At 71.1% G+C, this 24,556-nt stretch carries 21 protein-coding genes and 1 riboswitch; of the genes, 17 read left to right on the plus strand and 4 right to left on the minus strand.

Annotated elements, in window-relative coordinates; genetic code table 11:
* Positions 1-43: 43 nt before the first annotated feature.
* Positions 44-1,018: an LLM class F420-dependent oxidoreductase gene (locus tag OG928_RS30820; protein WP_406289836.1), complete on the plus strand. Its 975-nt coding sequence runs from the start codon at positions 44-46 to the stop codon at positions 1,016-1,018.
* Here OG928_RS30820 and OG928_RS30825 read toward each other — a convergent pair whose 3' ends face one another.
* From OG928_RS30825 to OG928_RS30840, 4 genes are all read right to left on the minus strand, one after another.
* Positions 1,019-1,885, minus strand: coding sequence for an amidohydrolase family protein (locus tag OG928_RS30825; protein WP_406289838.1), 867 nt, complete (start codon positions 1,883-1,885; stop codon positions 1,019-1,021).
* Positions 1,886-1,995: 110 nt separating this feature from the next.
* Positions 1,996-3,189: a lipid-transfer protein gene (locus OG928_RS30830; RefSeq protein ID WP_406289841.1), complete on the minus strand. Its 1,194-nt coding sequence runs from the start codon at positions 3,187-3,189 to the stop codon at positions 1,996-1,998.
* Positions 3,186-3,644, minus strand: coding sequence for a Zn-ribbon domain-containing OB-fold protein (locus OG928_RS30835; protein ID WP_406289843.1), 459 nt, complete (start codon positions 3,642-3,644; stop codon positions 3,186-3,188). Before OG928_RS30835 ends, OG928_RS30830 begins: the two co-directional genes overlap by 4 nt.
* Before the next feature lie 125 nt (positions 3,645-3,769).
* Positions 3,770-4,681, minus strand: coding sequence for a diiron oxygenase (locus tag OG928_RS30840; protein ID WP_406289845.1), 912 nt, complete (start codon positions 4,679-4,681; stop codon positions 3,770-3,772).
* Between the two features lie 161 nt (positions 4,682-4,842).
* Here OG928_RS30840 and OG928_RS30845 point away from each other — a divergent pair, with 161 nt between their 5' ends.
* From OG928_RS30845 to gcvP, 16 genes are all read left to right on the plus strand, one after another.
* Positions 4,843-6,843 carry an acetoacetate--CoA ligase gene (locus OG928_RS30845; protein ID WP_406289847.1) on the plus strand — a complete coding sequence of 667 codons (2,001 nt, stop codon included), beginning with the start codon at positions 4,843-4,845 and terminating at the stop codon, positions 6,841-6,843.
* Between the two features lie 301 nt (positions 6,844-7,144).
* The gene (locus OG928_RS30850) at positions 7,145-8,557 is read left to right on the plus strand and encodes a glycosyltransferase 87 family protein (protein WP_406289848.1); all 1,413 of its coding nucleotides are present in this window, start codon (positions 7,145-7,147) and stop codon (positions 8,555-8,557) included.
* A gap of 183 nt (positions 8,558-8,740) precedes the next feature.
* Entirely contained in the window at positions 8,741-9,385 is a 645-nt protein-coding gene (locus OG928_RS30855) for a CDP-alcohol phosphatidyltransferase family protein (protein ID WP_406289849.1), read from the plus strand.
* 93 nt (positions 9,386-9,478) lie between these two features.
* Entirely contained in the window at positions 9,479-11,974 is a 2,496-nt protein-coding gene (locus OG928_RS30860) for a sugar phosphate nucleotidyltransferase (protein ID WP_406289851.1), read from the plus strand.
* A 115-nt stretch (positions 11,975-12,089) separates the two neighbouring features.
* Positions 12,090-13,124 carry a DUF881 domain-containing protein gene (locus OG928_RS30865; protein ID WP_406289853.1) on the plus strand — a complete coding sequence of 345 codons (1,035 nt, stop codon included), beginning with the start codon at positions 12,090-12,092 and terminating at the stop codon, positions 13,122-13,124.
* Positions 13,121-13,453, plus strand: coding sequence for a small basic family protein (locus OG928_RS30870; RefSeq protein WP_161359440.1), 333 nt, complete (start codon positions 13,121-13,123; stop codon positions 13,451-13,453). The genes OG928_RS30865 and OG928_RS30870 overlap by 4 nt, the downstream gene beginning before the upstream one ends.
* Positions 13,454-13,901: 448 nt before the next feature.
* Positions 13,902-14,675, plus strand: coding sequence for a DUF881 domain-containing protein (locus tag OG928_RS30875; protein WP_406291307.1), 774 nt, complete (start codon positions 13,902-13,904; stop codon positions 14,673-14,675).
* A 75-nt stretch (positions 14,676-14,750) separates the two neighbouring features.
* Positions 14,751-15,137 (plus strand): glycine cleavage system protein GcvH, encoded by a 387-nt coding sequence (gene gcvH / locus OG928_RS30880; protein ID WP_406289855.1) that lies wholly within the window; start codon positions 14,751-14,753, stop codon positions 15,135-15,137.
* 373 nt (positions 15,138-15,510) lie between these two features.
* On the plus strand, positions 15,511-16,035 hold the full coding sequence (locus OG928_RS30885; RefSeq protein WP_406289857.1) for an FHA domain-containing protein: 525 nt from the start codon (positions 15,511-15,513) through the stop codon (positions 16,033-16,035).
* Between the two features lie 4 nt (positions 16,036-16,039).
* The gene (locus OG928_RS30890) at positions 16,040-16,792 is read left to right on the plus strand and encodes a MerR family transcriptional regulator (RefSeq protein WP_406289859.1); all 753 of its coding nucleotides are present in this window, start codon (positions 16,040-16,042) and stop codon (positions 16,790-16,792) included.
* Positions 16,793-16,905: 113 nt separating this feature from the next.
* The gene (locus OG928_RS30895) at positions 16,906-17,379 is read left to right on the plus strand and encodes a bifunctional nuclease family protein (RefSeq protein ID WP_020548711.1); all 474 of its coding nucleotides are present in this window, start codon (positions 16,906-16,908) and stop codon (positions 17,377-17,379) included.
* A gap of 407 nt (positions 17,380-17,786) precedes the next feature.
* The gene (locus OG928_RS30900) at positions 17,787-18,401 is read left to right on the plus strand and encodes a MerR family transcriptional regulator (RefSeq protein ID WP_406289861.1); all 615 of its coding nucleotides are present in this window, start codon (positions 17,787-17,789) and stop codon (positions 18,399-18,401) included.
* Between the two features lie 57 nt (positions 18,402-18,458).
* On the plus strand, positions 18,459-19,145 hold the full coding sequence (locus OG928_RS30905) for a vancomycin high temperature exclusion protein (RefSeq protein WP_406289862.1): 687 nt from the start codon (positions 18,459-18,461) through the stop codon (positions 19,143-19,145).
* Positions 19,146-19,187: 42 nt separating this feature from the next.
* Entirely contained in the window at positions 19,188-20,531 is a 1,344-nt protein-coding gene (locus OG928_RS30910; RefSeq protein WP_406289864.1) for a DNA polymerase IV, read from the plus strand.
* A gap of 53 nt (positions 20,532-20,584) precedes the next feature.
* Positions 20,585-21,277: a DUF4230 domain-containing protein gene (locus tag OG928_RS30915; protein ID WP_406289866.1), complete on the plus strand. Its 693-nt coding sequence runs from the start codon at positions 20,585-20,587 to the stop codon at positions 21,275-21,277.
* Between the two features lie 47 nt (positions 21,278-21,324).
* A riboswitch (glycine riboswitch) is annotated at positions 21,325-21,421 on the plus strand.
* 193 nt (positions 21,422-21,614) lie between these two features.
* Positions 21,615-24,533, plus strand: coding sequence for an aminomethyl-transferring glycine dehydrogenase (gene gcvP, locus OG928_RS30920; RefSeq protein ID WP_406289868.1), 2,919 nt, complete (start codon positions 21,615-21,617; stop codon positions 24,531-24,533).
* Positions 24,534-24,556 lie beyond the last annotated feature (23 nt).

Genomic DNA, 24,556 nt, shown 5'->3' on the forward strand with positions numbered 1-24,556 from the left:
TGTGATAGTCCTGACGAATCATCAAGACCGCGGAGGAGCTCGCATGGCCCAGGCCCGCTACGGCATCACGGTTCCGCTGAACGCCCCGCTCGCCGACCATCCGCGGCTGATCCGGGAACTGCGCTCGGCCGGCTACACCGACATCTGGTCGGCCGAGGTGGACGGCCTGGACGGCTTCACCCCGCTCTCCGTCGCCGCGCTCGCCGACCCCGACGTGTACCTGGGCACCGCGATCGTCTCGCCGTACACCCGCGGCCCCGCGACCCTGGCGATGACCGCCGCCGCGCTCGCCGAACTCGCCCCGGGTCGCTTCCGACTGGGCATCGGCGCCGGGTCCGCGCCGATCGTCGAGGCGTGGAACGGCGCGAGCTTCGACCGCCCCTACCGGCGGGTGCGGGACACCGTGCGGTTCCTGCGCGCGGCGTTCACCGGGGAGAAGGTCACCGAGCAGTACGAGACCTTCGCCGTCCGCGGCTTCCGACTGTCCCGCCCGCCGCGGACGCCGCCGCCGATTCTGGTCGCCGCGCTGCGCCCGGGCATGCTCCGGCTCGCCGGCCGCGAGGCCGACGGCGCGATCTTGAACTGGCTCGGTGCCGAGGACGTCGAGCGGGTCGTGCCGTACGTGCACGAGGGCGGACCGGACAAGGAGATCGTCGCGCGGATCTTCGTGCTGCCGATCGAGGACCGCGACACCGTCCGGGCGATCGGCCGGCGGATGATCACGAGCTATCTCACGGTGCCCGTGTACGCCGAGTTCCACCGCTGGCTCGGCCGGGGCGAGGAACTCGCGCCGATGTGGGCGGCGTGGGCCGAGGGCGACCGCAAGCGCGCGCTCGACCTGGTCCCGGACGCGGTCCTGGACGACCTGATCGTGCACGGGAGCCCCGCCGAGTGCCGTGCCAAGATCCGCCGCTACACCGACGCCGGCGTCACCGTCCCGGTGCTCGCGGTCATCGACCCGCGCCCGGACGCCGATCCACTGGAGGCCGCGCTCGCCCTCGCACCCGCCGCCGGCTGATCACCGGCCCAGCACCCGCAACGCGTTCGTGCGCAGGAACTTCGGCCACACCTCGTCCCTGAAGCCGACGTTCGGCAGCTCGGCGAAGATCCGGTCCAGGGTCAGCCCGTACGGGAAGTAGCCCGCGTACATGATCTTGTCGGCGCCGCGCGTGTTCGCGTAGTCGACGATCTCGCGCGGGTAGTGCTTGGGCGCGAACGCGGACGAGGACCAGTGCAGGCCCGGCCACTTGAGCATCAGCTTGACCGCGAGATCGCACCACGGCTCGCCCCCGTGCCGCATCACGACCGTGAGCTCGGGGAAGTCGTAGCAGACCCGGTCGAAGCGGATCACCTCCTGCGCCGCGGCCGGCACCCGCGGCCCGGGGATGCCCGCGTTCACGAACACCGGCAGCCCCAGCTCGACGCATGTGGCGTACATCGGATAGGCCGATCGGTCGTCGATCGGCACCGGGGGAGTGCATCCGCACGGGAAGAACGTCGCGGCCACGACGCCCGCCTCCGCGTGCGCCCGGCGCAACCCGCGCACGCCCTCCATCACGTTCGTCGGATCCACCTGAAAGCTGCCGAGCAGCCGATCCGGGTGCCGGCGCACCGCCTCGACCGTGGCCTCGTCCTCGAACGAGACCGGGATCAGCGCCTTCTCCACCCCGAACCGGTCCATCTCGCGCAGCAGGTCCTCGGCCGAGGAGTCGGTCCGCTCCAGGTTCGGCAGATCCTTGAACATGTAGCCGGCCGGATGCGTCATCCCGCTGCGACTGTCCTCGTCCCGCAGCGTCCCGGCCATCGCGGTGGCCCACCATCGCCGATCCCGGTTCGGCAGCCCCATGAGCAGGTCGACCACACCGACGCCATCCGGAAAACCCATCCGAGAACCCTCCACACACACCAATGATCCCGGCGGCGGTGGGGCCGAACCGGCACGCGGCCGAACCGGCACACGGACCCACCGACACCGGGATCGTTTCGGGGAAATCCCTACCGCGTGACGATGATCGACGAACCGTGGCCGAACAGGCCCTGGTTGGCGGTGATGCCGACCCTGGCTCCTTGGACCTGGCGATCGCCCGCGTCACCGCGCAGCTGCCAGGTGAGTTCGCAGACCTGCGCGATCGCCTGGGCCGGGACCGCCTCGCCGAACGAGCCGAGGCCGCCCGACGCGTTGACCGGGATCCGGCCGCCGATCTCGGTCGCGCCGTCGCGGAGCAGCTTCTCCGCCTCGCCGCGCGCGCAGATGCCCAGGTCCTCGATCCAGTCGAGTTCGAGGGCGGTGGAGAGGTCGTAGACCTCCGCGAGGCTCAGGTCCTCGGGGCCGATGCCGGCCTCCTCGTAGGCCGCGTGGGCGAGCGAGGCGCGGAAGGACAACTCGTTCGGAGCCACCGCCGCGGACGAGTCGGTCGCGATGTCGGGCATCTCGATGAGCGCGCTCGGGAACGTCGGGCTGACCGTGGAGACCGCCGAGATCCGCACCGGGTCGGTGGTGTGCCGGGCGGCGAACTCCTTGCTGCACAGCACCACCGCGGCCGCGCCGTCGGAGGTGGCGCAGATGTCCATCAGGCGCAGCGGGTCGCACACGATGGGCGACGCCGCGACGTCCTCCATCGTGAACGCCTTGCGGTAGCGGGCGTTCGGGTTGGCCAGGCCGTTGCGCGCGTTCTTGACCTTGACCCGGGCGAAGTCCTCGACGGACGCGCCGTACAGGTCGATCCGGCGGCGCGCGTACATCCCGAAGTAGGCCGGGTTGGTCGCGCCGAGCACGTGGAAGCGCACCCAGTCCGGGTCGTCCGGGCGGTCCCCGCCGACCGGCGCGAAGAAGCCCTTGGGGGCCGCGTCGGCGCCGACCACGAGCGCGACGTCGCACAGCCCCGCGAGGATCTGCGCCCGCGCGCTCGCGATCGCGTGCGAGCCGGACGCGCAGGCCGCGTAGTTGCTGGAGATCCGCGCGCCCGTCCAGCCGAGCGCCTGCGCGAAGGTCGCGCCCGCGACGAAGCCCGGGTAGCCGTTGCGGATGGTGTCCGCGCCGGCCACGTACTGGATGTCCTGCCACCGGACGCCCGCGTCCTTCAGGGCGTCCTGCGCGGCCTTGACGCCGTACTCGACGAAGTTGCGGCCCCACTTGCCCCACGGGTGCATGCCCGCGCCCAGGACGACGATCTCGCGGTCGGTGCTCATGCGGCGGCTCCATTCGACCGGACGACCGGCGTGACGTTCCACGTCGTGTAGACGTGCTCGTCGTTCTCGTACAGCACGCCGGGGACGATCTCGACCTCGACGCCGACCTTCAGGTCGTCCACGGTGACCCCGGGCGCGCCCTGGCCGAGCACGATCAGGCCCTCGGCCTCCAGGCGCACCGCGATGATCGTGAACGGCTTCCACTCGGCGTCCGGGTCGGACACGAACGGGGCCGGCGGGCGGTACCCGGCGTTGGTGTAGGACCACACCGTGCCGCGCCGCGACAGCGGGACCTCGGCGAACTCGGTGCCGGTGCACGCCGGGTTGCTGCAGAAGCTCTCCTGGCGGGGGAAGAACACGGTCCCACAGGCGGTACACCGGGTGCCGAGGAGGGAGAAGTCCTCCCCGGACGTGGTGAACCAACCGGGGACCACAGGCTTGTGGTCCTTCGACACGGGGCCCTCCAACTCGTCTGGCCATCTCGTATGAAGTGCGTCTGGACCACATTCTGACGGATCGTCAGTTCCGGGCGCCAACTCGGACGGGGTATTTACGGTCACACCGTCGGCTCGACCCCGTACTAGATCTGACGTCCCATCAGACCCGAGGCCCGCCACAGCCGCAGCCCGGGGCCGCCGAGCAGGCCGTGCTCGTCGTAGAACGCGATCAACCGCTTGGACCAGTGGCCCAGGGTCTCCCGGCGGTGCGGATTCGCGCGCGCGACCCGGCGGGCCACGATCGGATCCAGACCGACCGCCGCGTACACGTCCGGGTGAATCAGCCGGGTCGCGATGATGTGCGCGGCCCGGGCCAGGGCCAGCCGGGTGATCGCCCGTTCGGCCGCCGACATGTGCGGGGCGCCGCGGGCCACCTCGTCGCGGGCGTACCGCACGTGCCGGGCCTCCTCGACGACGTGGATGCGCGCCGTTCGCCGGGTGATCGGCTGGAGCGTCTCGTCGGCCATCATCTCGCGCTGCATCGTGTCGAGGACCTCCTCGGCGATCAGCGCCATCGCGAACGCCTGGACACCCGAGCCGAACGTCTTCATCGCCCGCGCCGCGGTGTGCGCGTAGCGGCCGGGCCCGTACTCGGGGCACTCCAGCTTGTCGATCAGCCTGCCGAACATCGTCGAGTGCCGGCACTCCTCGGCGATCTCCATGAACGCGTACTGCACGTGTCGCGAGGTCAGCGGCCGGTCGTAGACGTGCCGCACCAGCAGTTGCATGAGCACGACCTCGAACCAGATCCCGACGCTCGCCATCGAGGCGACCTCGTGCCGGGACAGGTCGATTCGCTGCCGCTCGCTCATCCGTTCCCAGGTGGGCGTGCCGTACAGGCTGACCCGGTGCTCGGGCAGGAAGAACGCGCCGTCGACCAGTGGCGCGTCCCAGTCGACGTCGGTGATCGGATCGAACGCGTGTGCGTGCGACGCCGCGAGCAGTCGTTCCGCGACGCGTTCGCGCTCTGTCGTGTCGCCGTGCGTGGTGGGCATGCGAAGCCTCCTCGGCCGGACTTGTTTCCCGTCGGTAACATCCCGCGTTCCACCCGGCGCGTCCAGAGTCCGGAGAAGATCCTTTCGACCCGCTCGGGGGATGCGTACCGGGGCCCGAGATGGGAGGGTCGGAAAGCAGACCACGCGGAGGGGGCCGAACCATGACGGAATCGAGCGAGCGAGCCGAACTGCTGTGGCAGCCCTCCAGCGAACGGATCGCCGCCGCTGCCGTCACCCGCTACCGCGCCTGGCTCGCCCGCGAGCGCGGCGTCCGAGCCGACGACTACGCACAGCTGTGGGAGTGGTCCACCGCCGAGCCCGAGGCGTTCTGGGGCTCGCTGTGCGACTGGTTCGGGCTCGACCTGGGCACACGCGACGTGGTGCTCGCGGAGCCGACCATGCCCGGCGCGCGGTGGTTCCCCGACGCCCGGCTCAACTACACGAGCCAGGCGCTGCGCCACGCCGACGACGGCGACCCCGAGCGGGCCGCGATCGTCTACCTCGACGAGGACCTGGAGCCGCGCGAGATCTCCTGGGCCGAGCTGCGCCGCCAGGTCGCGTCCTGCGCGGACACGCTGCGCGAGCTGGGCGTCCGACCCGGCGACCGGGTCGCGGCCTATCTGCCCAACACCCCGCACGCGGTGGTCGGCCTGCTCGCGTGCGCGGCGCTCGGCGCGGTGTGGTCGGCGTGCGCGCCCGACTTCGGCGCGCGCAGCGTGCTCGACCGGTTCCAGCAGATCGAACCGGTCGTGCTGATCGTGGTCGACGGCTACCGCTACGGCGGCAAGGAGATCCGCCGTACGGAGGTGGTCGCCGAGCTGCGCGCGGGCCTGCCGAGCGTGCGGCACGTGCTGCACGTTCCCCTGCTCGACGAGCCGGTGCCGGCCGACGTGCTGCCGTGGGCCGACGTGATCGGGCGCCCGGGCGACGGGACGGGGCCGGCCTGCGAGCGGGTCGCCTTCGACCACCCGCTGTGGATCCTGTACTCGTCCGGCACCACCGGCCTGCCCAAGGCGATCGTGCACGGCCACGGCGGCATCGTGCTCGAACACCTCAAGCAGGCCGCGCTCCAGCTCGACCTCGGCCCGCGCGACCGGTTCTTCTGGTACACCTCCACCGGCTGGATGATGTGGAACCTGCTGGTCGGCGGCCTGCTCGCGGGCAGCACGATCGTGCTCTACGACGGCAGCCCCGGCCATCCGGGCCCCGACGCCCAGTGGACCGTGGCCGAGCGCGCCGAGGTGACCTGGTTCGGCACCTCCGCCGCCTACGTGATGGCCTGCCGCAAGCAGGAGCTCTCGCCGCGCCACTCGCACGACCTGAGCCGGATCCGGGCGATCGGCACGACCGGTTCGCCGCTCCCGCCGGACGGCTTCCGCTGGGTCTACGGCGAGGTGGGCGCCGACATGTGGCTCGCGTCGGTCAGCGGCGGCACCGACGTGTGCAGCGCGTTCGTCGGCGGCAGCCCCGACCTGCCGGTGTACCTCGGCGAGATCCAGTGCCGCGCGCTCGGCTGCGCCGTCGAGGCGTGGGACGAGGCCGGTCGGCCGGTCGTGGACCGGGTGGGCGAGCTGGTGATCACCCGGCCGATGCCGTCGATGCCGGTGCACTTCTGGAACGACCCGGGCGACGAGCGCTACCGGGCAAGCTACTTCGACGTCTACCCGGGCGTGTGGCGGCACGGCGACTGGATCACGCTCACCGGGCGCGGCACCGTCGTCGTGCACGGCAGATCCGACTCCACGCTGAACCGGCAGGGCGTGCGAATGGGGTCGAGCGACATCTACGAGGCGGTCGAACGCATGCCCGAGGTGCGCGAATCGCTCGTGGTGGGCCTGGAACTGCCCGACGGCGGCTACTGGATGCCGCTGTTCGTGGTCACCGCGCCCGGGTACACGCTCGACGACGCGCTCGAGGCCCGGATCCGCTCGGTCATCCGCGAGGAGGTCTCGCCCCGGCACGTGCCCGACGAGATCATCGCGGCGCCCGGCGTCCCGCACACCCTCACCGGGAAGCGGATCGAGATCCCGGTCAAGAAGCTGCTCCAGGGCCGCAGGCTGGAGGACGCGGTCAACCCGGGCTCCGTGGACGACCTCGAGGTCCTGCGCTTCTACGCCGAGGTGGGCCGATCACGGGCGCGTGCGAACGAGGACCGCGACTGAGCCGGAGCCGCCGGGCCCACCGCGATGATCACGATTGGGCCGGCCTTCGCGGCAACGCGGCGAAAGCCGGCGAGCCGCCCGTACGAAGCCGATACGCTCGGTCCGCCGAACCCGTCGACCGACCGTCGCCGGACGACGCCACCCCCGCTCCGGCCCGGGTCCAGGGCCGTGATCGGGAGTGTTCACCGATTCTCGGTCGCAACACTGGCAACAGTGTCGAACCGGCCGTGTGGATATCCTGACCCGGCGCCACCCGGCCAGGCGCCCATTGAACCGTGCAGTTGTGGAGTCCCCAACCGACATGTCCTTCCCCCGCGTGCTCGTGACCACCTGCCGCGAGCTGCTGACGCTCGCGCCACGCATTCCCTTCACGGGTGGAGGCGGCCGGGAGCCCCGTCGCCCGGGCCGGGTCGCCGTCGTCGGCGGTGTCCTGTTCGTCCTGTCGGTCGGACTGTGGGCGCTATGGACGTATTTCGGGCGCCGTGACATGTGGCACATGCTCGATCTGAGCGTCTATCACGACGCCGCGCACGCGTTCCGCAACGACGACAATTCGATGTACACGGAGAACTACGGGTATTGGAAGGGTAAGAAACTACCCTTCATCTACCCCCCGTTCTCCGGGCTGCTCTTCTACGTCCTGCTGCCGCTGGGCTTCACCGGCCTCAAATGGTTCATGGCGATCGGCAGCATGCTCGCGCTGTTCGCCGTCGTATGGGCCGCGTGGGGAATGCTCGGCTACCGCCGCGGGCTGGGTCGGCTCGGCGTCTCCGCGGCCACGTTCGCCGCGGTGCTGTGGCTGGAGCCGGTCGAGTGGACGCTCGTGTGGGGGCAGATCAACGTCCTGCTCCTGGCCCTGGTGGTGCTCGACCTCGCCCTGCCGGACAGCCGCCGCTACAAGGGCATCGGGGTCGGCGTCGCGGCCGGCCTCAAGCTCACCCCGGCGATCTTCATCGTCTACCTGCTGATCACCCGCAGGTTCCGGGCCGCCGGTGTGGCGACCGGCGCGTTCGCCGCGACTGTCGTGGTCGGCCTGGTCACCGCGCCGGCCGCGTCCGCCTACTACTGGTCGCACATCGTCTCGATCAGCGGCAAGGTCAACGACCAACTCAGCGTCGGCACCCTCAACAACCAGTCCGTGCAGGGCATGTTCACCCGCATGCTCGGCGAGGGCGGCGCCGCCACCGGGCTGTGGCTGCTGGTCTGCCTGATCGTCGGCGCGCTCGGCCTGCTCGCCGCCGCGCGCGCGTCGCTGCGCGGCGACGAACTGGTCGGCGTCGTGATCACCGGCGGCCTGTCGCTGTTCGTGTCGCCCATCTCGTGGTCGCACCACTGGGTGTGGATCGTGCCCGCGTTCGTGCTCCTCGTGCACACCGCGGTGATCCGGGCCCGGCCGCTGTGGTGGTGGCTCACGGGCGTGTTCTTCCTGTACTTCGCCGCCTGGCCGCTCCGGCTGAACACCGGGGGCGACTGGGACGGCGGCCAGACCCTCCAGCCGTGGGGCCTGATCTGGCTCGCGCCCCGGGACAACAGTCGTGAGGAGCACTGGACGCCGATCGAGTTCCTCCTCGGCAACGGCTACCTGTTCGCCGGCATCGCGCTCACCCTGGTCCTGGTCGCGGCCATCCTGCGCGACCGCACCCCCTTGCCGACCCCGCTCACGCCCCGCGAGCCGGCCGCCACCCCGGACCGCGTGAGCAGTACGGCTCGCTAGGGCAGTCTTCAAACCCCCGTCGGATGGGCCGCCGCCGGGTCCGCTCGTCGAGCCGGCCCGCGGCTCGCCGCCCGCGAGCGCCCCACGGGCCGGATTCAGGCCGTGTGGCACGGCCGCACTAGGCTGAACGGCGAACATCGCACGAGATCCCCACCAGAAAGCAGAGGCCCAGTGGAGGCCCAAGTGGACACGGCGCAGCCGCACAAGCAAGTCGGCGGCGTCGACGCTCCGAGCGACCGGGTCCTGACGATCCCCAACGCCCTGAGCTTCGCGCGCCTCCTGGGCGTGCCCGTCTTCCTGTGGCTCATCCTGTGGCCCGAGTTCGGCGGCCCCAAGCACGACCTGTGGGCGCTCGCGCTGCTGATGCTCAGCGGCGTCAGCGACTACCTCGACGGCAAGCTCGCGCGCAAGTGGAACCAGGTCAGCAAGGTCGGCGCGATCCTCGACCCGGCCGCCGACCGGCTCTACGTGCTCGCCACCCTGGTCGGCCTCACCTGGCGCGAGATCATTCCGATCTGGCTCACCGCGATCATCCTGGGCCGCGAGGTGTTCATGGGCGTGGTGCTGCTGATCCTGCGCCGGCACCGCTACGGCGCGCTCTCGGTCAGCTTCATCGGCAAGGCCGCGACGTTCAATCTCATGTACTCCTTCCCCCTGCTGTTGTTCAGCGACGGAACCGGACGTGTCGCAACTCTCGCCGCGATCTTCGGATGGGCGTTCGCTTGGTGGGGTACCGGCCTGTACTGGTGGGCAGGAGTTCTCTACGCAGCCCAGGCCAAGCGCCTCGTGGCCGCGGACAAGGCGAGTCGCTCGGCGACCGCCAGGTAGCGGAGCGATCGCCAGGTACTCAAGGCACGCCACCCGGCCCCGGCAATTCAGCCGAGGGTGCGGGTGGCGTGACGCGATAGGAGGACGAGACCGATGAAGGCCGTCGTCATGGCCGGAGGCGAAGGCACTCGCCTGCGCCCGATGACCTCCAGCATGCCCAAGCCGCTCCTGCCGGTCGTCAACCGACCGATCATGGAGCACGTGCTACGGCTCCTCAAGCGGCACGGACTCTCCGAGACCGTGGTCACCGTGCAGTTCCTCGCGTCCCTCGTGCGCAATTACTTCGGTGACGGCGAAGAACTCGGCATGAGCCTCACGTACGCGAACGAGGAGACCCCCCTCGGCACCGCGGGCAGCGTCAAGAACGCCGAGGAGGCGCTCAAGGACGACACGTTCCTGGTCATCTCCGGCGACGCGCTCACCGACTTCGACCTCACGGCGCTGGTGGACTACCACCGGGCCAAGGGCGCGATGGTCACGGTGTGCCTGACCCGGGTGCCCGACCCGCTCGAATTCGGCATCACGATCATCGACGACGAGGGTCGGGTCGACCGGTTCCTGGAGAAGCCGACCTGGGGTCAGGTCTTCTCGGACACCGTGAACACCGGCATCTACGTGATGGAACCCGAGGTGTTCGACTACGTCGCCGCGGGCGTGTCCGTCGACTGGTCCGGCGACGTGTTCCCGAAGCTGCTCAAGGAGGGCAAGCCGATCTACGGCTATGTCGCCGAGGGCTACTGGGAGGACGTGGGCACGCATGAGAGCTACATCAAGGCCCAGGCCGACGTCCTCGAGGGCAAGGTCGACGTCGACATCGACGGCTTCGAGCTCTCCCCGGGCGTGTGGGTCGCCGAGGGCGCGGAGGTCGACCGCGAGGCGATCCTCAAGGGGCCGCTGTACATCGGCGACTACGCCAAGGTCGAGGGCGGCGTGGAGATCCGCGAGCACACCGTGCTCGGCTCGAACGTGGTGGTCAAGCGCGGGGCGTTCCTGCACAAGGCCGTCGTGCACGACAACGTGTACATCGGCCCGCAGACGAACCTGCGCGGCTGCGTGATCGGCAAGAACACCGACGTCATGCGCGCCGCCCGGATCGAGGAGGGCGCGGTCATCGGGGACGAGTGCCTGATCGAGGAGGAGTCCCTGGTCGCCGGGGACGTGCGGATCTACCCGTTCAAGACGATCGAGGCCGGCGCCGTCGTCAACACGTCGGTGATCTGGGAATCACGCGGCCAGAAGTACCTGTTCGGCCCGCGCGGGGTCTCCGGCATCCTCAACGTCGAGATCACCCCCGAACTCGTGGTGCGGCTCGCCGGGGCCTACGCCACCACGCTCAAGAAGGGCGCCACGGTCACCACCGCGCGCGACCACTCGCGTGGTGCCCGGGCCCTGAAGCGGGCGGTCATCTCGGCGCTGCAGACCAGTGCGATCAACGTGCGCGACCTGGAGAACGTGCCGATGCCGGTGGCCCGCCAGGAGACCGCGCGCGGGTCCGCCGGCGGGATCATGATCCGGACCACCCCCGGGGTGCCGGACTCGGTCGACATCATGTTCTTCGACGAGCGCGGCGCCGACCTGTCGCAGGCCGCGCAGCGCAAGCTGGACCGGGTCTTCTCGCGCCAGGAGTACCGCCGCGCGTTCCCCGGCGAGATCGGCGAACTGACCTTCCCCGCACGCCCGTTCGACAGCTATTCGGGCTCGCTGCTGAAGGCGCTCGACATCACCGGGGTGCCCGAGTCCGGGCTCAAGGTGGTGGTCGACGCCGCGCACGGCAACGCCGCGCTGCTGCTGCCCAGCATCCTCGGCCGGCTCGGCATCGACGCGCTGACGGTCAACTCCGGGCTCGACGACGCGCGGCCCACCGAGACCGCGGACGAGCGGCACGAGGGGCTGATCCGGCTCGGCGAGCTGGTGTCCTCCTCCAAGGCCGCGTTCGGCGTCCGGTTCGACCCGGTCGGCGAGCGGATGGCGCTCGTGGACGAGCGCGGTCGGATCATCGACGACCACCGGGCGCTGCTGGTCCTGCTCGACTGCGTCGCGGCCGAGCGCGGCGGCGGGCGGATCGCGCTGCCGGTCACCACGACCCGGATCGCCGAGCAGGTCGCGGCGTACCACGGGGTCCAGGTGCAGTGGACCACCACGTCGCCGGACGACCTCGCGCGCGCGGCCCAGTCCGACGACACGATCTTCGGCGGCGACGGGCGCGGCGGGTTCGTGATCCCCGAGTTCAGCACCGTGTTCGACGGCACCGCGGCGTTCGTCCGACTGATCGGCCTCGTCGCGCGCACCCAGTTGACGCTGAGCCAGATCGACGCGCGGATCCCGCGCGCGCACGTGCGGCGGCGCGACGTGCCGACGCCGTGGGCGGCCAAGGGCATGGTCATGCGCCGGGTCGTGGAGGCCGCGGGCGACCGCGAGATCGACACCACCGACGGCGTGCGCGTGGTGGAGACCGACGGCCGCTGGGCGCTGGTCCTGCCGGACCCCGCCGAGGCGGTCACACACGTCTGGGCCGAGGGTCCCGACGACGACGCGGCGGACGAACTCCTGGACGAATGGAGCCGGGTCGTGGAACACGCGGGCGACTGACCGAGCCCGTCTTGTAGGGTCTTCCCCGGCCGCGGATCGCTTCGTGCGAACCGCGGCCGGATCTCGTACGGGACCCCGCATCGAGCACTCCGTCGGACATGGAACGATGGGGCGCATGTCATCGCCGGAGACACCAGGGACGAGCCGCTACAGACGGCCCGACGCCTCGATGTCGCTGCTCGTGGACATGATGACGAACAGCCTCGACGCGGGCTACGCGGAGGCCACCGCCCGGCGTGCCGTGCGCGGCGACACCGGCATGAACAAGGGCCCGGCGGCCCGCCTGCTCGCCGTCGTCGGGGTCGCGCTGATCGCGATGATCCTGATGATCGCCGCGATGCGGGTGCACGCCGCGGCGCCGCAGGCCGAGCGGGAACGGCACCAGCTCGTCGACCGGATCCACACCGACGAGACCGAGGTGGACACGCTCCAGGGCACCGTCGAGCGGCTGCGCGACGAGGTGGAAGCGATCCAGGAGCTGGCGCTGCCCAAGGGCGCCAAGGACAAGGTCCAGCTGCTCGCCCTGCTCTCCGGATCCGACCCCGTCGAGGGACCGGGCCTGAAGGTCGTCGCGGACGACGCCAAGGAGACCGACAGCACCGACGGCTCCTCCGACCCGCGCCAGGCCGAGAACGCCGCAGACGGTCGGATCCTGGACCGCGACCTCCAACGGCTCGTGAACGGGCTGTGGAAGGCCGGCGCCGAGGCGATCGCGATCAACGACCAGCGGCTCACCGCGCTGTCCGCGATCCGCGCCGCAGGAGCCTCGATCCTGGTCGACAACCGACCACTGGCCCCGCCGTACACGATCCTGGCGATCGGCGACGCGAAGCCGATGCAGGTCGAGTTCATGGTCGGCGCGGACGGACGCTATCTGCGCCAGCTCCAGGAGAACTTCGGCATCCGGGTCAACGTGGCGGCCCAGAAGAAACTGAAACTGCCCGCCGCGCTGGGCACGTCGCTGCGCTACGCGGCCGTGCCGGGTGCCCCGCCGTCGAGCCCGCCCTCGAGCCCGCCGGCGACACGGCCGTCGAGCACGCCGTCCACCACGCCCTCGGGCCGCGGCAGCGGGACCCCGACCGGTTCGGCGCCGCCGACCGGCACGCGCATACCGTCGCAGAAACCGTCCGAACGGAAGGACAAACAGTGATCGCGGTCCTCGGCCTGGTCCTCGGGGTCGTGGTCGGGTACATCGCCCGACCCGTGATCCCGCACGAGCTGGAGCCGTACCTGCCCATCGCGGTCGTGGCCGCGCTGGACGCGGTCTTCGGTGGTCTGCGCGCGCTGCTCGACGGGATCTTCGACGACAAGGTCTTCGTGGTCTCGTTCCTGTCGAACGTGGTCGTCGCCGCCCTGATCGTCTTCCTGGGTGACAAGCTGGGCGTCGGCGCGCAGTTGTCCACCGGTGTGGTGGTCGTACTCGGCATCCGGATCTTCTCCAACGCCGCGGCCATCCGCCGGCACGTCTTCCGGGCCTGACGGGGAGTCACAGATGGCCGACGAATCGGACGAGACGCGCGGGCGGCACGCCCGGCACGACGAGGACCCCCGCGAGCTGGGGCTGCCGCGAGGGAGCGACGCGAACGACGCGAGCGAGGAGCCCGAACCGGAGACGTCCTCCGCGCGCAAGCCCACGATCGAGAGCCGGCGCCCGGTCGACCTCTACCACGAGGGTCGCCACATCCGGGAGCGGATCCGCGAGCACGCCGGCGAGGTGACGTCGGAGATCGCGCCGATCACGGCGCCGATCCGCGAGTCGGCGCACGAGGCGCGCGAGAGTCGCGCGGGGGCGTACCCGGGAGCGCGCGACACGCCCGGGCTCGAAACGGATTCGAACACGGTTCCCGGCCCGACCGCCGACCTCGTTCCCGGGGTTGGCGCGGGGGTCGGCGCGGGGGCGGGCGCGGGGGCGGACCCCGGTCCGGATATCGAGCCGCCCGAGCACGAGGACGCGCCGATCGACGATCAGCCGGGCCGCCGCAGGCTGCTGGACGCGTTCTGGCCGCCACGCGTGAGCCGGGCCCAACTCGTGGGCGCCGTGCTGCTGTTCGCGCTCGGCGCCGGCCTGGCGATCCAGGTCAGGTCGAACACCGAATCCGACCCGCTGCGCGGCGCGCGCCAGGAGGACCTGGTGCGCGTGCTCGACGAACTCGGCGAGCGGACCCGGCGCCTGGAGGACGAGAAGCACCGCCTGGAGACCAGCCGTACGCAGCTCCAGAACAGCAATGACCGGGTCCAGGAGGCCCGCGAACAGAACGAGGCCAAGGCGGACGCGCTCGGCGTCCTCGCGGGCACCGTCAAGGCCACCGGCCCGGGCATCACGCTGACCATCACCGACCCGCAGCGTACGGTGAGCGGCGACGTGCTGCTCGACACGCTCCAGGAGCTGCGCGCGGCGGGCGCCGAGGTGATCCAGATCAACGACGTGCGGGTGGTGGCCGGCACCTGGTTCAACGGCACACCGCCGGGCGAGCTGATGATCGACGGCGTCAAGGTGCAGCCGCCGTACGTCTTCAAGGTGATCGGGAATCCGCAGGATCTCCAGCCCGCCCTGAACATCCCCGGGGGTGTCGTCAAGACCCTGGAGAAGAAGCAGGCGGGGGCCATCATCACCCCCTCGCAGGAGGTGCAGATCGACGCCTTGCGGCCTGCGAACAAGCCTGGTTACGCTCGCTCGGCACCGGGCGCCGGTAACGGGTGAGCACACCTGACAGAATCAGTCCGCCGGTCGCCGTCGGTGCATCACTCATCAGGGCAAGAAGGGCAGGCTGTCCGCATGTACCCCGCAGATCTCGCGTACACGACGGAGCACGAGTGGGTGCGCGTCATGGAGGAGATCTCCGGAACGGTGCGAGTCGGCATCACCGAATTCGCGCAGGACGCGCTCGGTGACATCGTCTACGTCACGCTGCCGCCGGTCGGCACTCGCGTCGTGGCGGGGGAGCCCTGCGGCGAACTGGAATCGACCAAGAGTGTCAGCGACCTCTTCGCGCCGCTCGACGGCATCGTGACCACGGTCAACGATGTGCTCGACGGCGCACCGGAGTTGGTCAACTCCGATCCCTACGGCGACGGTTGGATGTTCGAGGTACGCCCCGACGACCCCGCCGCACCGGCCGCGCTCTTGGACGCGGCCGCCTATCAGAACAGCCTTGGCTCCTGACGGCCCGGCGAAGCGGTAGGCAGTCCATCACCACGACCCACTCCTCCTGCCCCACGGGCGGGCCAGGTTCTCTCGGGGAGGTTCGCCCGTGAAGTTGTTCGCGAAATTGTTCGGTCGTTCCCGTCGCTCCGGCGACACGCCGGCTGCCGATGCGGGGAGGCCCGGCCCGCCGCCGGCCGCCCCGCCGACGATGCCTCCGGGCACCCCCTACGGGGCGTCCGCCGGCGCTCCTGCCATGCCGCCGCCCAATTCGGACGGTTCCGATGCGACTGCCGGGCATGTCGCTGTTGACCCGGAACACACGGCGCGCATAAGTTTCGGGCAACTCTCGACCGAAGGTCGAGGTTCGACCGGATCGGGTCAGGAGGCCGACGTGGTGGTGTGCAGCGCGTGCGGGCATCACAACCCCTCCGGCAACCGCTTCTGCTCCAACTGCGGCACCCGGCTCGGCGCGGGCGCCGAGCGCGCCTCCGAGCAGACCTCGACGATCTCGATCAGCGGTATCGAGGCGCTGGACGCGGAACCGGCGCCCCGCGAGATCCTCACGCCCGAGGCGCAGGCCGCGGTGGACGCGCTGCCGCCGGGCACCGCGCTGCTCGTGGTCCGCCGGGGTCCCAACTCCGGCAGTCGCTTCCTGCTCGACTCGGACCGCACCACGGCCGGTCGGCACCCGCAGAGCGACATCTTCCTGGACGACGTGACGGTCTCGCGCAAGCACGCCGAGTTCCGTCGCACCGCCGGGGGCTTCGCGGTCGCCGACGTCGGCAGCCTGAACGGCACCTACGTGGGCCGTGAGCGGATCGACGAGGTCCCGCTCGCGCCCGGCGACGAGGTACAGATCGGCAAGTACCGCCTGGTCTTCTTCCCGAGCCGCCACACGCAGATGGGGACGGGGTGAGCGGGTGAGTCCGGCGGCGGCCGGATCGGTCTCCCTGAGCATCGGCGGGGTCCTGACCCTGCTGAGTCCCGAGTTTCCGGACATCAGCATCTCCAAGATCCGGTTCCTCGAGGCGGAAGGGCTCATCGAGCCGCAGCGGAGCCCCTCGGGCTACCGCAAGTTCGGCCCCGCCGACATCGATCGACTGCGGTACGTGCTGCGCGTGCAGCGCGATCGCTATCTGCCGCTCCGGGTGATCAAGGATCAGCTCGACGCGATGGACCGCGGGCTGGAGCCGGCCGGTACCGAAACGGCCGAGTCGGATCGGCCCGCGGACGCCGACGGTGACGCGGGCTCGGCCGGTCGGGACGGCACCACGGTGCTGCTCGACCGGTCCGGCCTGATCGCCGCGGCGGGCATCCAGGACGCCGACCTGGCCCGACTCGAGGAGTTCGGCCTGATCCAGCCGCACCGTCCGCGCCCGGGCGAAGGCGGGGGCGACGCGGCGGTGGTCTACGACGGCGACGCGCTCGTGGTGGCCCGGCTCGTGGCCGCCCTGGGGCGGTACGGCGTCGAGCCGCGCCACCTGCGGCAGACCAAGGCCGCCGCCGACCGCGAGGCGGCCCTGGTCGAACAGATCGTCGCGCCGCTCCTGCACCGAAGGGGAGCGCGGGCGAAGGCGGGCGCCGAGGAGACGGTGCGTGATCTGCTCGCCCTCACCTCGCGCCTGCACACCGTTCTGGTCACCACCGCGCTCGCCCCGCGTCTGGGCAGGTGAGAGGGCTCCGGCTCGGCGGACCGTGCCCGGCCCCGAAGAAAAAACGACGAATCCCCGACCTATTCGGCCCCCGGGGATCGGTGACCGACAGTCGGGCGCGCTAGTGTGGCGATGTGAACGAGCTAGAGGTTGTGGGCGTCCGGGTGGAGATGCCCTCTAACCAGCCGATCGTGCTCCTACGGGAGACGGGGGGCGATCGTTATCTCCCCATCTGGATCGGTCCGGTAGAGGCGACGGCCATCGCGTTCGCCCAACAGGGCGTGGTACCCGCGCGTCCTCTCACGCACGATCTCTTCCGGGACGTGCTGGAGGCGTTGGGCCAGGAATTGACCCAGATCCGGATCACCGACCTGCGCGAGGGCGTGTTCTACGCCGAGCTGGTCTTCTCCGGCGGCGTGGAGGTCAGCGCGCGTCCGTCGGACGCGATCGCGCTCGCGCTGCGCACCGGGACGTCGATCGTCGGCAGCGACGCGGTCCTGGACGAGGCCGGCATCGTGATCCCCAACGAGCAGGAGGACGAGATCGAGAAGTTCAGGGAGTTCCTGAACGACATCTCGCCCGAGGACTTCGGCACCACGAGCCAATAGCGGGCCGTCCGCGCCCGCCGCGGACCCGAGACCGCCGACCGCACCTGTCGCAGCAGCATCGCGACAGGTGCACGGTCGGCGGTTTTTGCGTTCGAGCGTGTTCGAGCCGTGTTCGAGTGGCGTTCGCGAGCGAACCGTCGATCACGATCGATCCGGCCCGGTCCGCTTCGATCAGTGGCAAAGCGGCCAGATCTACCCGTGCCCGCCGACTTCAAACCACTCGTGCGAGCAGCGTCACTCGGCGTGCCGAACGGCGCGGTCGTTGACGCGCTGTTGGTGACTGCCTACCGTCGAAATCGACAGTTCCGGGATGACCCCTGCGCGTTGCACCTCGCCGCCTGCGGCCCGGGACTGAAAGAGACTCTCATCGCCGTACGCGGGCGAGGGGAGACGAAAGGGAGGTCGGCGTGAGCAGCACCGGCGACATCACGGCGGCGGAACGCGCCCGCACGGCACGTCCTCTGCCGGCGACCGACCCCGGTGCGGGCCCCCGGCGGCAGGAGGCCACGCCGCCCGGCGCACCGTCCGAGGACGTCGGCTACCGCGGCCCGACGGCGTGCGCGGCGGCCGGCATCACCTATCGTCAACTCGACTATTGGGCCCGCACCGGGCTGGTCGCGCCCACGGTCCGACCCGCCCACGGTTCGGGTACGCAACGCCTGTACGGCTTCCGCGACATCCTCGTGCTGAAGATCGTCAAGCGGCTGCTCGACACCGGCGTCTCGTTGCAGAACATCCGGATCGCGGTCGCACACCTGCGCGGGCGCGGGATCGGCGACCTGGCCGGCATGACCCTCATGAGCGACGGCGCAAGCGTGTACGAGTGCACGTCGTACGACGAGGTCATCGACCTGGTCCAGGGCGGCCAGGGGGTCTTCGGGATCGCCGTGGGGGCCGTCTGGCGCGAGGTCGAGGGCTCGCTGGCGCAGCTCCAGGGCGAGCACACCGGCACCGGAGAGCCCGTCGCACAGGTCCATCCGGGTGATGAATTGGCTCGAAGGCGCCGCGACAAGGCGGTCTGAATCATCCCTTCGTGCGTCCCGAGCGTGGGAACCGGGACACGGGGCAGGGACGTCCCCATGGACGTGATCCTTCGTCGGCCGACCCTGCCGCGCACGCGGCGCGCCCAACGGCGCGGCTATCAGGCCGCCGTCCTGCTCGCCGTGGCCGGCCTCGCGCCGGCGACCTGGCTGCACCTGTACGCCGGAAATCGGGTCCGCACGGTGGCCGACGTGCCGCCCGTGGACGTCACGATGGTGCTCGGCGCGGGCGTCGACGGCGACCGACCGTCCGATCTGTTGGCCCGCCGGCTCGACGTCGCGCTCGAGCTGTACCGGGCCGGCCGGACCCGGGTGATCCTCGTCAGCGGGGACGGCGGCGGGAACCGCTACGACGAGACGAAGGTCATGCGGCGCTACCTCGCGGACCGCGGAATCCCGCAGACCCGGATCGTGACTGACGAGTCGGGATTCTCCACCTGGGAGTCCTGCGTTCGGGCGAAGCGGGTGTACGGCCTCGACCGCGCGATCGTCGTCACGCAGAGCTTCCATCTACGTCGTGCGCTCGGCCTGTGCCGGGCCGCCGGGCTCGACGCGTACGGCGTCGCCGACGAGTCCCTCACATGGGGGCACCTCGGTCCCACGGTGTACGGATCCGGTCGGGAAATGTTCGCGGCGATCAAGGCGACCGGGCAGATCGTCCTGAAGCCCGATCCGCGCGTGAACAGTCCCGAGAGCGACGAGATCCGCCGCGCTCTGAACGGTTGAGATCAGCGCGAATGTCGGACCCGTGCGCCATCATTGCCGAATGTGAGACAGGCTCCGGGCATCCTCCACCTCGACATGGACGCGTTCTACGCGTCGGTCGAGCAGGCCGCGAAGCCCAGCCTGGCCGGCAAGGCCGTGATCGTGGGCGGGATCGGCGCGCGCGGAGTGGTCGCCACCGCCTCCTATGAGGCCCGCGTGTTCGGCGTGCGCTCGGCGATGTCGATCGGCGAGGCCCGCAGGCGCTGCCCCAACGCCGCCTTCCTGAGCCCGCGCTTCGCGCTCTACCGGCAGGTCAGCGACACCGTCATGGAGCTCCTGCACCGGCTGTCGCCGCTGGTGGAGCCGCTCAGCCTGGACGAGGCGTTCGTCGACCTGGAGGCGGGTCCGCACGGCGGCACGCTGGACACCGAGCGGGTCACGGAGATCGCGATCCGGCTGCGCGCGGACATCCACACCGCCACCGGGCTGACCTGCTCGGTCGGCGCGGCCACCTCCAAGCTGCTGGCCAAGATCGCCTCCGAGGCGGACAAGCCCGACGGGCTGTGCGTGGTCGTGCCCGGGACCGAGCGGGCGATGCTGGACCCGCTGCCGGTGCGCGCGCTGCCGGGCGTGGGGCCCGCGACCGGCGACGTGCTGCGCCGGGCCGGGCTCGACACCGTCGCCGACCTCGCGGCGGTCGACGAGAGCGAGCTGGTGCGGCTGCTCGGCCAGGCGCACGGGCACGGCCTGCACGTGCTCGCGGCCGGGCTCGACGCGCGTCCGGTGGTGGCCGACCGGGACGCGAAGTCGGTGTCGGTGGAGGACACCTTCGCGACCGACCTGGTCGATCGTGAGCGGATCACGCGCGAACTCGACCGACTCACGATCCGGTGCGTGGAACGGCTGCGCGCCGCCGGGCGCTCGGGCCGCACGATCGTGCTCAAACTGCGCCGCTACGACTTCGGCACGCTGACCCGCTCGGAGACGCTGCGCGGGCCCACCGACGACCCGACCGTCGTGCGCGAGACGATCCGCCGACTGGCCGCGCAGGTCGACTTCACGGGCGGGATCCGGCTCCTGGGCGTGGGGGTGAGCGGCCTGGCCGACTTCGCCCAGCAGGACCTGTTCGGCCAGGACGCCTCGGAGCCGGCCGCCGACGACCCGGAGGAGGACTCGGACGCGGCGGTGGTCGAGGCCGCCCCCACCACCGTGTCGTGGTCCCCCGGGCAGGACGTGGTGCACGACGGATTCGGGCCGGGATGGGTGCAGGGGAGCGGCGTCGGCCGGGTCACGGTGCGCTTCGAGGTGCCGGGCGGAAAACCTGGTCGGGTACGCACGTTCGCGATCGCGGATCCCGCGCTGCAACCGGGGGAACCGATTCCGCTGCCGGCCGGAACCGGCGGATAGCCGGGCCGATCGGGGGCAGGCGCCGAGCAGACGACTCCTCGGGGGTGTCCCACATGACTGATGTCAAAGAACGGCCGGCGCGAGGGCACGGCGCCTTCCGGTCGGCCCGTCGAAAGCTCGGCCTGCCCGCCTTCCTGATCACCCTGCTCGTCGGCTTCATCGTGCTGGCGCTGGTCCTGGTGGGACTGGTCAACCTCCTGCCGGGCAAGTTCAACCCGTTCGGCACCGAGACCAAGGACCACAGCGGTCCGGTCATGCTCAAGGCGGTGCAGGACCTCAGCCGCTATGAAGCGGTCAGCGGCACCTTCCAGGTGGTCGTGGACCTGGAGAAGGACGCCAAGTTCCTGCCGGACGCGGTACGCGGGCAGCGCACGCTGTTCGTCGGCGTCGGCCAGGTCGGCGGCTTCGTCGAGTTCGGCGGGATCGGCAAGGACGCGATCCAGGCCTCGCCCGACACCAAGACGGTGACGATCCGGCTCCCGCACGCGCACCTGGCGCCCGCCGCGCTCGACCAGAAGAACAGCCACGTGATCGCGCAGGACAAGGGCCTGTTCGACCGCTTCGGCGACTTCTTCTCCAGCAATCCGGGCGATCAGCAGCAGCTGTACGTGCTCGCCGGCAAGAAGATCGACGAGGCCGCGCGGGGCGCGGGACTGGTCGAGCGCGCGGAGAAGAACACCACGGCCATGTTGGAGGGGATGATGCGATCCCTGGGCTACACCAACATCACTGTGACTTACGCCTAGTGCACGGTTCCGGTCGCACCGCACGCTGATACCGTTGAAGCGCTCATTACGTTCGCGCGGGAGAGTCCTCGTGTCGTACGCACGAGGCGCCGAAGGAGCAACTCCTCCCCGGAATCTCTCAGGCACCCGTACCGCGTGGTCGTGGGCACTCTGGAAAGCAGGATTGACCCCCGAAACAGGGTTGAATCCTCGCCGACGGTGCAAACCGCGCCTGTGAGAACCGGTTCGACCGGCACTCCGGGCGCGGTGAAGCTCTCAGGTACAGATGACAGAGGGGGAGGCCGGTGGGCGCGTGACCCGCGTGCCCGTCCAGGAGCGATCCAGGAGGCCTTTCGCGATGACCCCGCGCACCCCCGCCCAGCCGCGTGCTCACGCCCTACTCCCGTCCGGCCCCGGCTCGCTGACCGGCCTGGAGGCCGCGTCGCCGTTCACCGGCCGGCACATCGGTCCGGACTCCGACGAACAGGCGAAGATGCTCGCCGCGGTCGGCTACGGATCCCTGGACGAACTCACCGACGCCGCCGTGCCCGCCGCCATCCGGGCGCTGGAGGGCTTCGAGCTGCCGGCCGCGCGGACCGAGGCCGAGGTGCTCGCCGAACTGCGTGAGCTGGCCTCCCGCAACAGCGTGCTGACCTCGATGATCGGGCTCGGCTACCACGGCACCTTCACACCGCCGGTGATCACCCGCAACGTGCTGGAGAACCCGGCCTGGTACACGGCGTACACGCCCTACCAGCCGGAGATCTCGCAGGGCCGCCTGGAGGCGCTGCTCAACTTCCAGACCGTCGTCACCGACCTGACCGGCCTCGACGTGGCCGGCGCGTCGCTGCTCGACGAGGCCACCGCCGCCGCCGAGGCGATGACCCTGGCGCGTCGGGCGGGCCGGGCCAAGAGCGACGTGTTCGTGGTGGACGCCGCGACGCTGCCGCAGACCGTGGCGGTGGTCCGGACCCGCGCGCAGGCGCTCGGCATCGACGTCGTGGTCGCCGACACCACCGAGGGCCTGCCCGAGGGCGGCTGCTTCGGCGTGCTGCTCCAGTACCCCGGCACCGACGGACGGGTGCGCGACCTGGCGCCGGTGATCGAGGCCGCGCACGCGCAGGGCGCGCTGGTCGCGGTCGCCGCCGACCTGCTCGCGCTGACCGTGCTGCGCGCGCCGGGCGAGTTCGGCGCCGACATCGCGGTCGGCACGACCCAGCGGTTCGGTGTGCCGATGGCCTTCGGCGGCCCGCACGCCGGCTACATGGCGGTCCGCGAGAAGCTCACCCGCAGCATGCCGGGCCGGCTCGTGGGGGTGTCCGTGGACGCCGACGGCGCGCCCGCCTACCGGCTCGCGCTGCAGACCCGTGAGCAGCACATCCGCCGCGAGAAGGCGACCAGCAACATCTGTACCGCGCAGGTCCTGCTCGCGGTGATGGCCGGCATGTACGCGGTCTACCACGGGCCGGACGGGCTCGGCGCGATCGCGCGCCGCACGCACCGGTACGCGGCCGTGCTCGCGGCCGGGCTGCGGGCCGGCGGGGTCGAGGTCGTGCACGGCGACTTCTTCGACACGCTCACCGTGCGGGTGCCCGGTCGGGCCGAGGACGTGCTCGCCGCGGCCCGCGCGGCCCGGATCAACCTGCGGCCGGTGGACGCCGACCACGTGGCGATCACCTGCGACGAGACCACGACGCGTGCGCACGTCGAGGCGGTCTGGGGCGCGTTCGGGGTCACCGGCGACGTCGCGGCGCTGGACGCCGACACCGCCGACGCGCTGCCCGCGGGGCTGCTGCGGGACACCGAGTTCCTCGCCCACCCCGTCTTCCACCTGCACCGCTCCGAGACCGGCATGCTGCGCTACCTCAAGCGGCTCGCCGACAAGGACTACGCGCTCGACCGCGGGATGATCCCGCTCGGCTCGTGCACGATGAAGCTCAACGCCACGGTCGAGATGGAACCGGTCACCTGGCCCGAGTTCGCGGACATGCACCCGTTCGTGCCGGTCGACCAGGCCGCCGGGTACATCGAGCTGATCGACGGCCTCGCCGACTCGCTGGCCCGGATCACCGGGTACGCGAAGGTCTCGCTCCAGCCCAACGCCGGGTCGCAGGGCGAACTCGCGGGCCTGCTCGCGGTCCGCGCCTACCACCACGCCAACGGCGACACGGCGCGCGACGTGTGCCTGATCCCGTCCTCCGCGCACGGCACCAACGCGGCCAGCGCGGTGATGGCCGGCATGCGCGTGGTGGTGGTCAAGACCGGCGACAGCGGCGACGTCGACCTCGAGGACCTGCACGCCAAGATCGAGCAGTACCGCGACACGCTCGCGGTGCTGATGGTGACCTACCCGTCCACGCACGGCGTGTTCGAGGAGGGCATCGAGCAGGTGTGCGCGGCGATCCACGAGGCCGGCGGCCAGGTGTACGTGGACGGCGCGAACCTCAACGCGCTGGTGGGCCTGGCCCAGCCCGGCGGTGCGATCGGCGCCGACGTGTCGCACCTGAACCTGCACAAGACCTTCTGCATCCCGCACGGCGGCGGCGGCCCGGGCGTCGGCCCGGTCGCGGTGCGCGCGCACTTGGCGCCGTACCTGCCCAACCACCCGCTCCAGCCCACCGCGGGCCCGGAGACGGGCGTGGGGCCGATCTCGGCGGCGCCCTGGGGCTCCGCGGCGATCCTGCCGATCCCGTGGACGTACCTGCGCCTGATGGGCCCGGAGGGCCTCAAGCGGGCCACCCAGGTCGCGGTGCTCGGCGCGAACTACATCGCCAAGCGGCTCGCGCCGCACTTCCCGGTGCTCTACACGGGCCCGAACGACCTGGTCGCGCACGAGTGCATCATCGACCTGCGCGGGATCGCCAAGGCCACCGGCGTCAGCGTCGACGACGTCGCCAAGCGGCTGATCGACTACGGGTTCCACGCGCCGACGATGTCGTTCCCGGTGCCCGGAACGCTGATGATCGAGCCGACCGAGAGCGAGAACCTGCATGAGATCGACCGGTTCTGCGACGCGATGATCGCGATCAAGGGCGAGATCGACCGGGTCGCGTCGGGTGAACTGCCCGCCGACGACAACCCGCTCGCGAACGCGCCGCACACCGCCGCGCTGCTCGGCGGCGAGTGGGCGCACGCGTACACCCGCGAGGAGGCGGTCTTCCCGGTGGGCGTGGTGCCGGCCGAGAAGTACTGGCCGCCGGTGCGCCGGATCGACGGGGCCAAGGGCGACCGCAACCTGGTCTGCTCGTGCCCGCCGATCGAGGCCTACGGCAACTGAGCCCGGCGCGCGCGGCCCGTCCC

This window comes from Embleya sp. NBC_00896 (genome assembly GCF_045207785.1).
GTDB lineage: Bacteria > Actinomycetota > Actinomycetes > Streptomycetales > Streptomycetaceae > Embleya.

What these genes read in the sequence shown, in the direction of transcription:
- OG928_RS30820 (WP_406289836.1), top strand. Translation starts at nt 44, where the DNA reads ATGGCCCAGGCCCGCTACGGCATCACGGTTCCGCTGAACGCCCCGCTC.
- OG928_RS30825 (WP_406289838.1), bottom strand. Translation starts at nt 1,885, where the DNA reads ATGGGTTTTCCGGATGGCGTCGGTGTGGTCGACCTGCTCATGGGGCTG.
- OG928_RS30830 (WP_406289841.1), bottom strand. Translation starts at nt 3,189, where the DNA reads ATGAGCACCGACCGCGAGATCGTCGTCCTGGGCGCGGGCATGCACCCG.
- OG928_RS30840 (WP_406289845.1), bottom strand. Translation starts at nt 4,681, where the DNA reads ATGCCCACCACGCACGGCGACACGACAGAGCGCGAACGCGTCGCGGAA.
- OG928_RS30845 (WP_406289847.1), top strand. Translation starts at nt 4,843, where the DNA reads ATGACGGAATCGAGCGAGCGAGCCGAACTGCTGTGGCAGCCCTCCAGC.
- OG928_RS30850 (WP_406289848.1), top strand. Translation starts at nt 7,145, where the DNA reads ATGTCCTTCCCCCGCGTGCTCGTGACCACCTGCCGCGAGCTGCTGACG.
- OG928_RS30860 (WP_406289851.1), top strand. Translation starts at nt 9,479, where the DNA reads ATGAAGGCCGTCGTCATGGCCGGAGGCGAAGGCACTCGCCTGCGCCCG.
- OG928_RS30865 (WP_406289853.1), top strand. Translation starts at nt 12,090, where the DNA reads ATGTCATCGCCGGAGACACCAGGGACGAGCCGCTACAGACGGCCCGAC.
- gcvH (WP_406289855.1), top strand. Translation starts at nt 14,751, where the DNA reads ATGTACCCCGCAGATCTCGCGTACACGACGGAGCACGAGTGGGTGCGC.
- OG928_RS30905 (WP_406289862.1), top strand. Translation starts at nt 18,459, where the DNA reads ATGGACGTGATCCTTCGTCGGCCGACCCTGCCGCGCACGCGGCGCGCC.
- OG928_RS30915 (WP_406289866.1), top strand. Translation starts at nt 20,585, where the DNA reads ATGACTGATGTCAAAGAACGGCCGGCGCGAGGGCACGGCGCCTTCCGG.
- gcvP (WP_406289868.1), top strand. Translation starts at nt 21,615, where the DNA reads ATGACCCCGCGCACCCCCGCCCAGCCGCGTGCTCACGCCCTACTCCCG.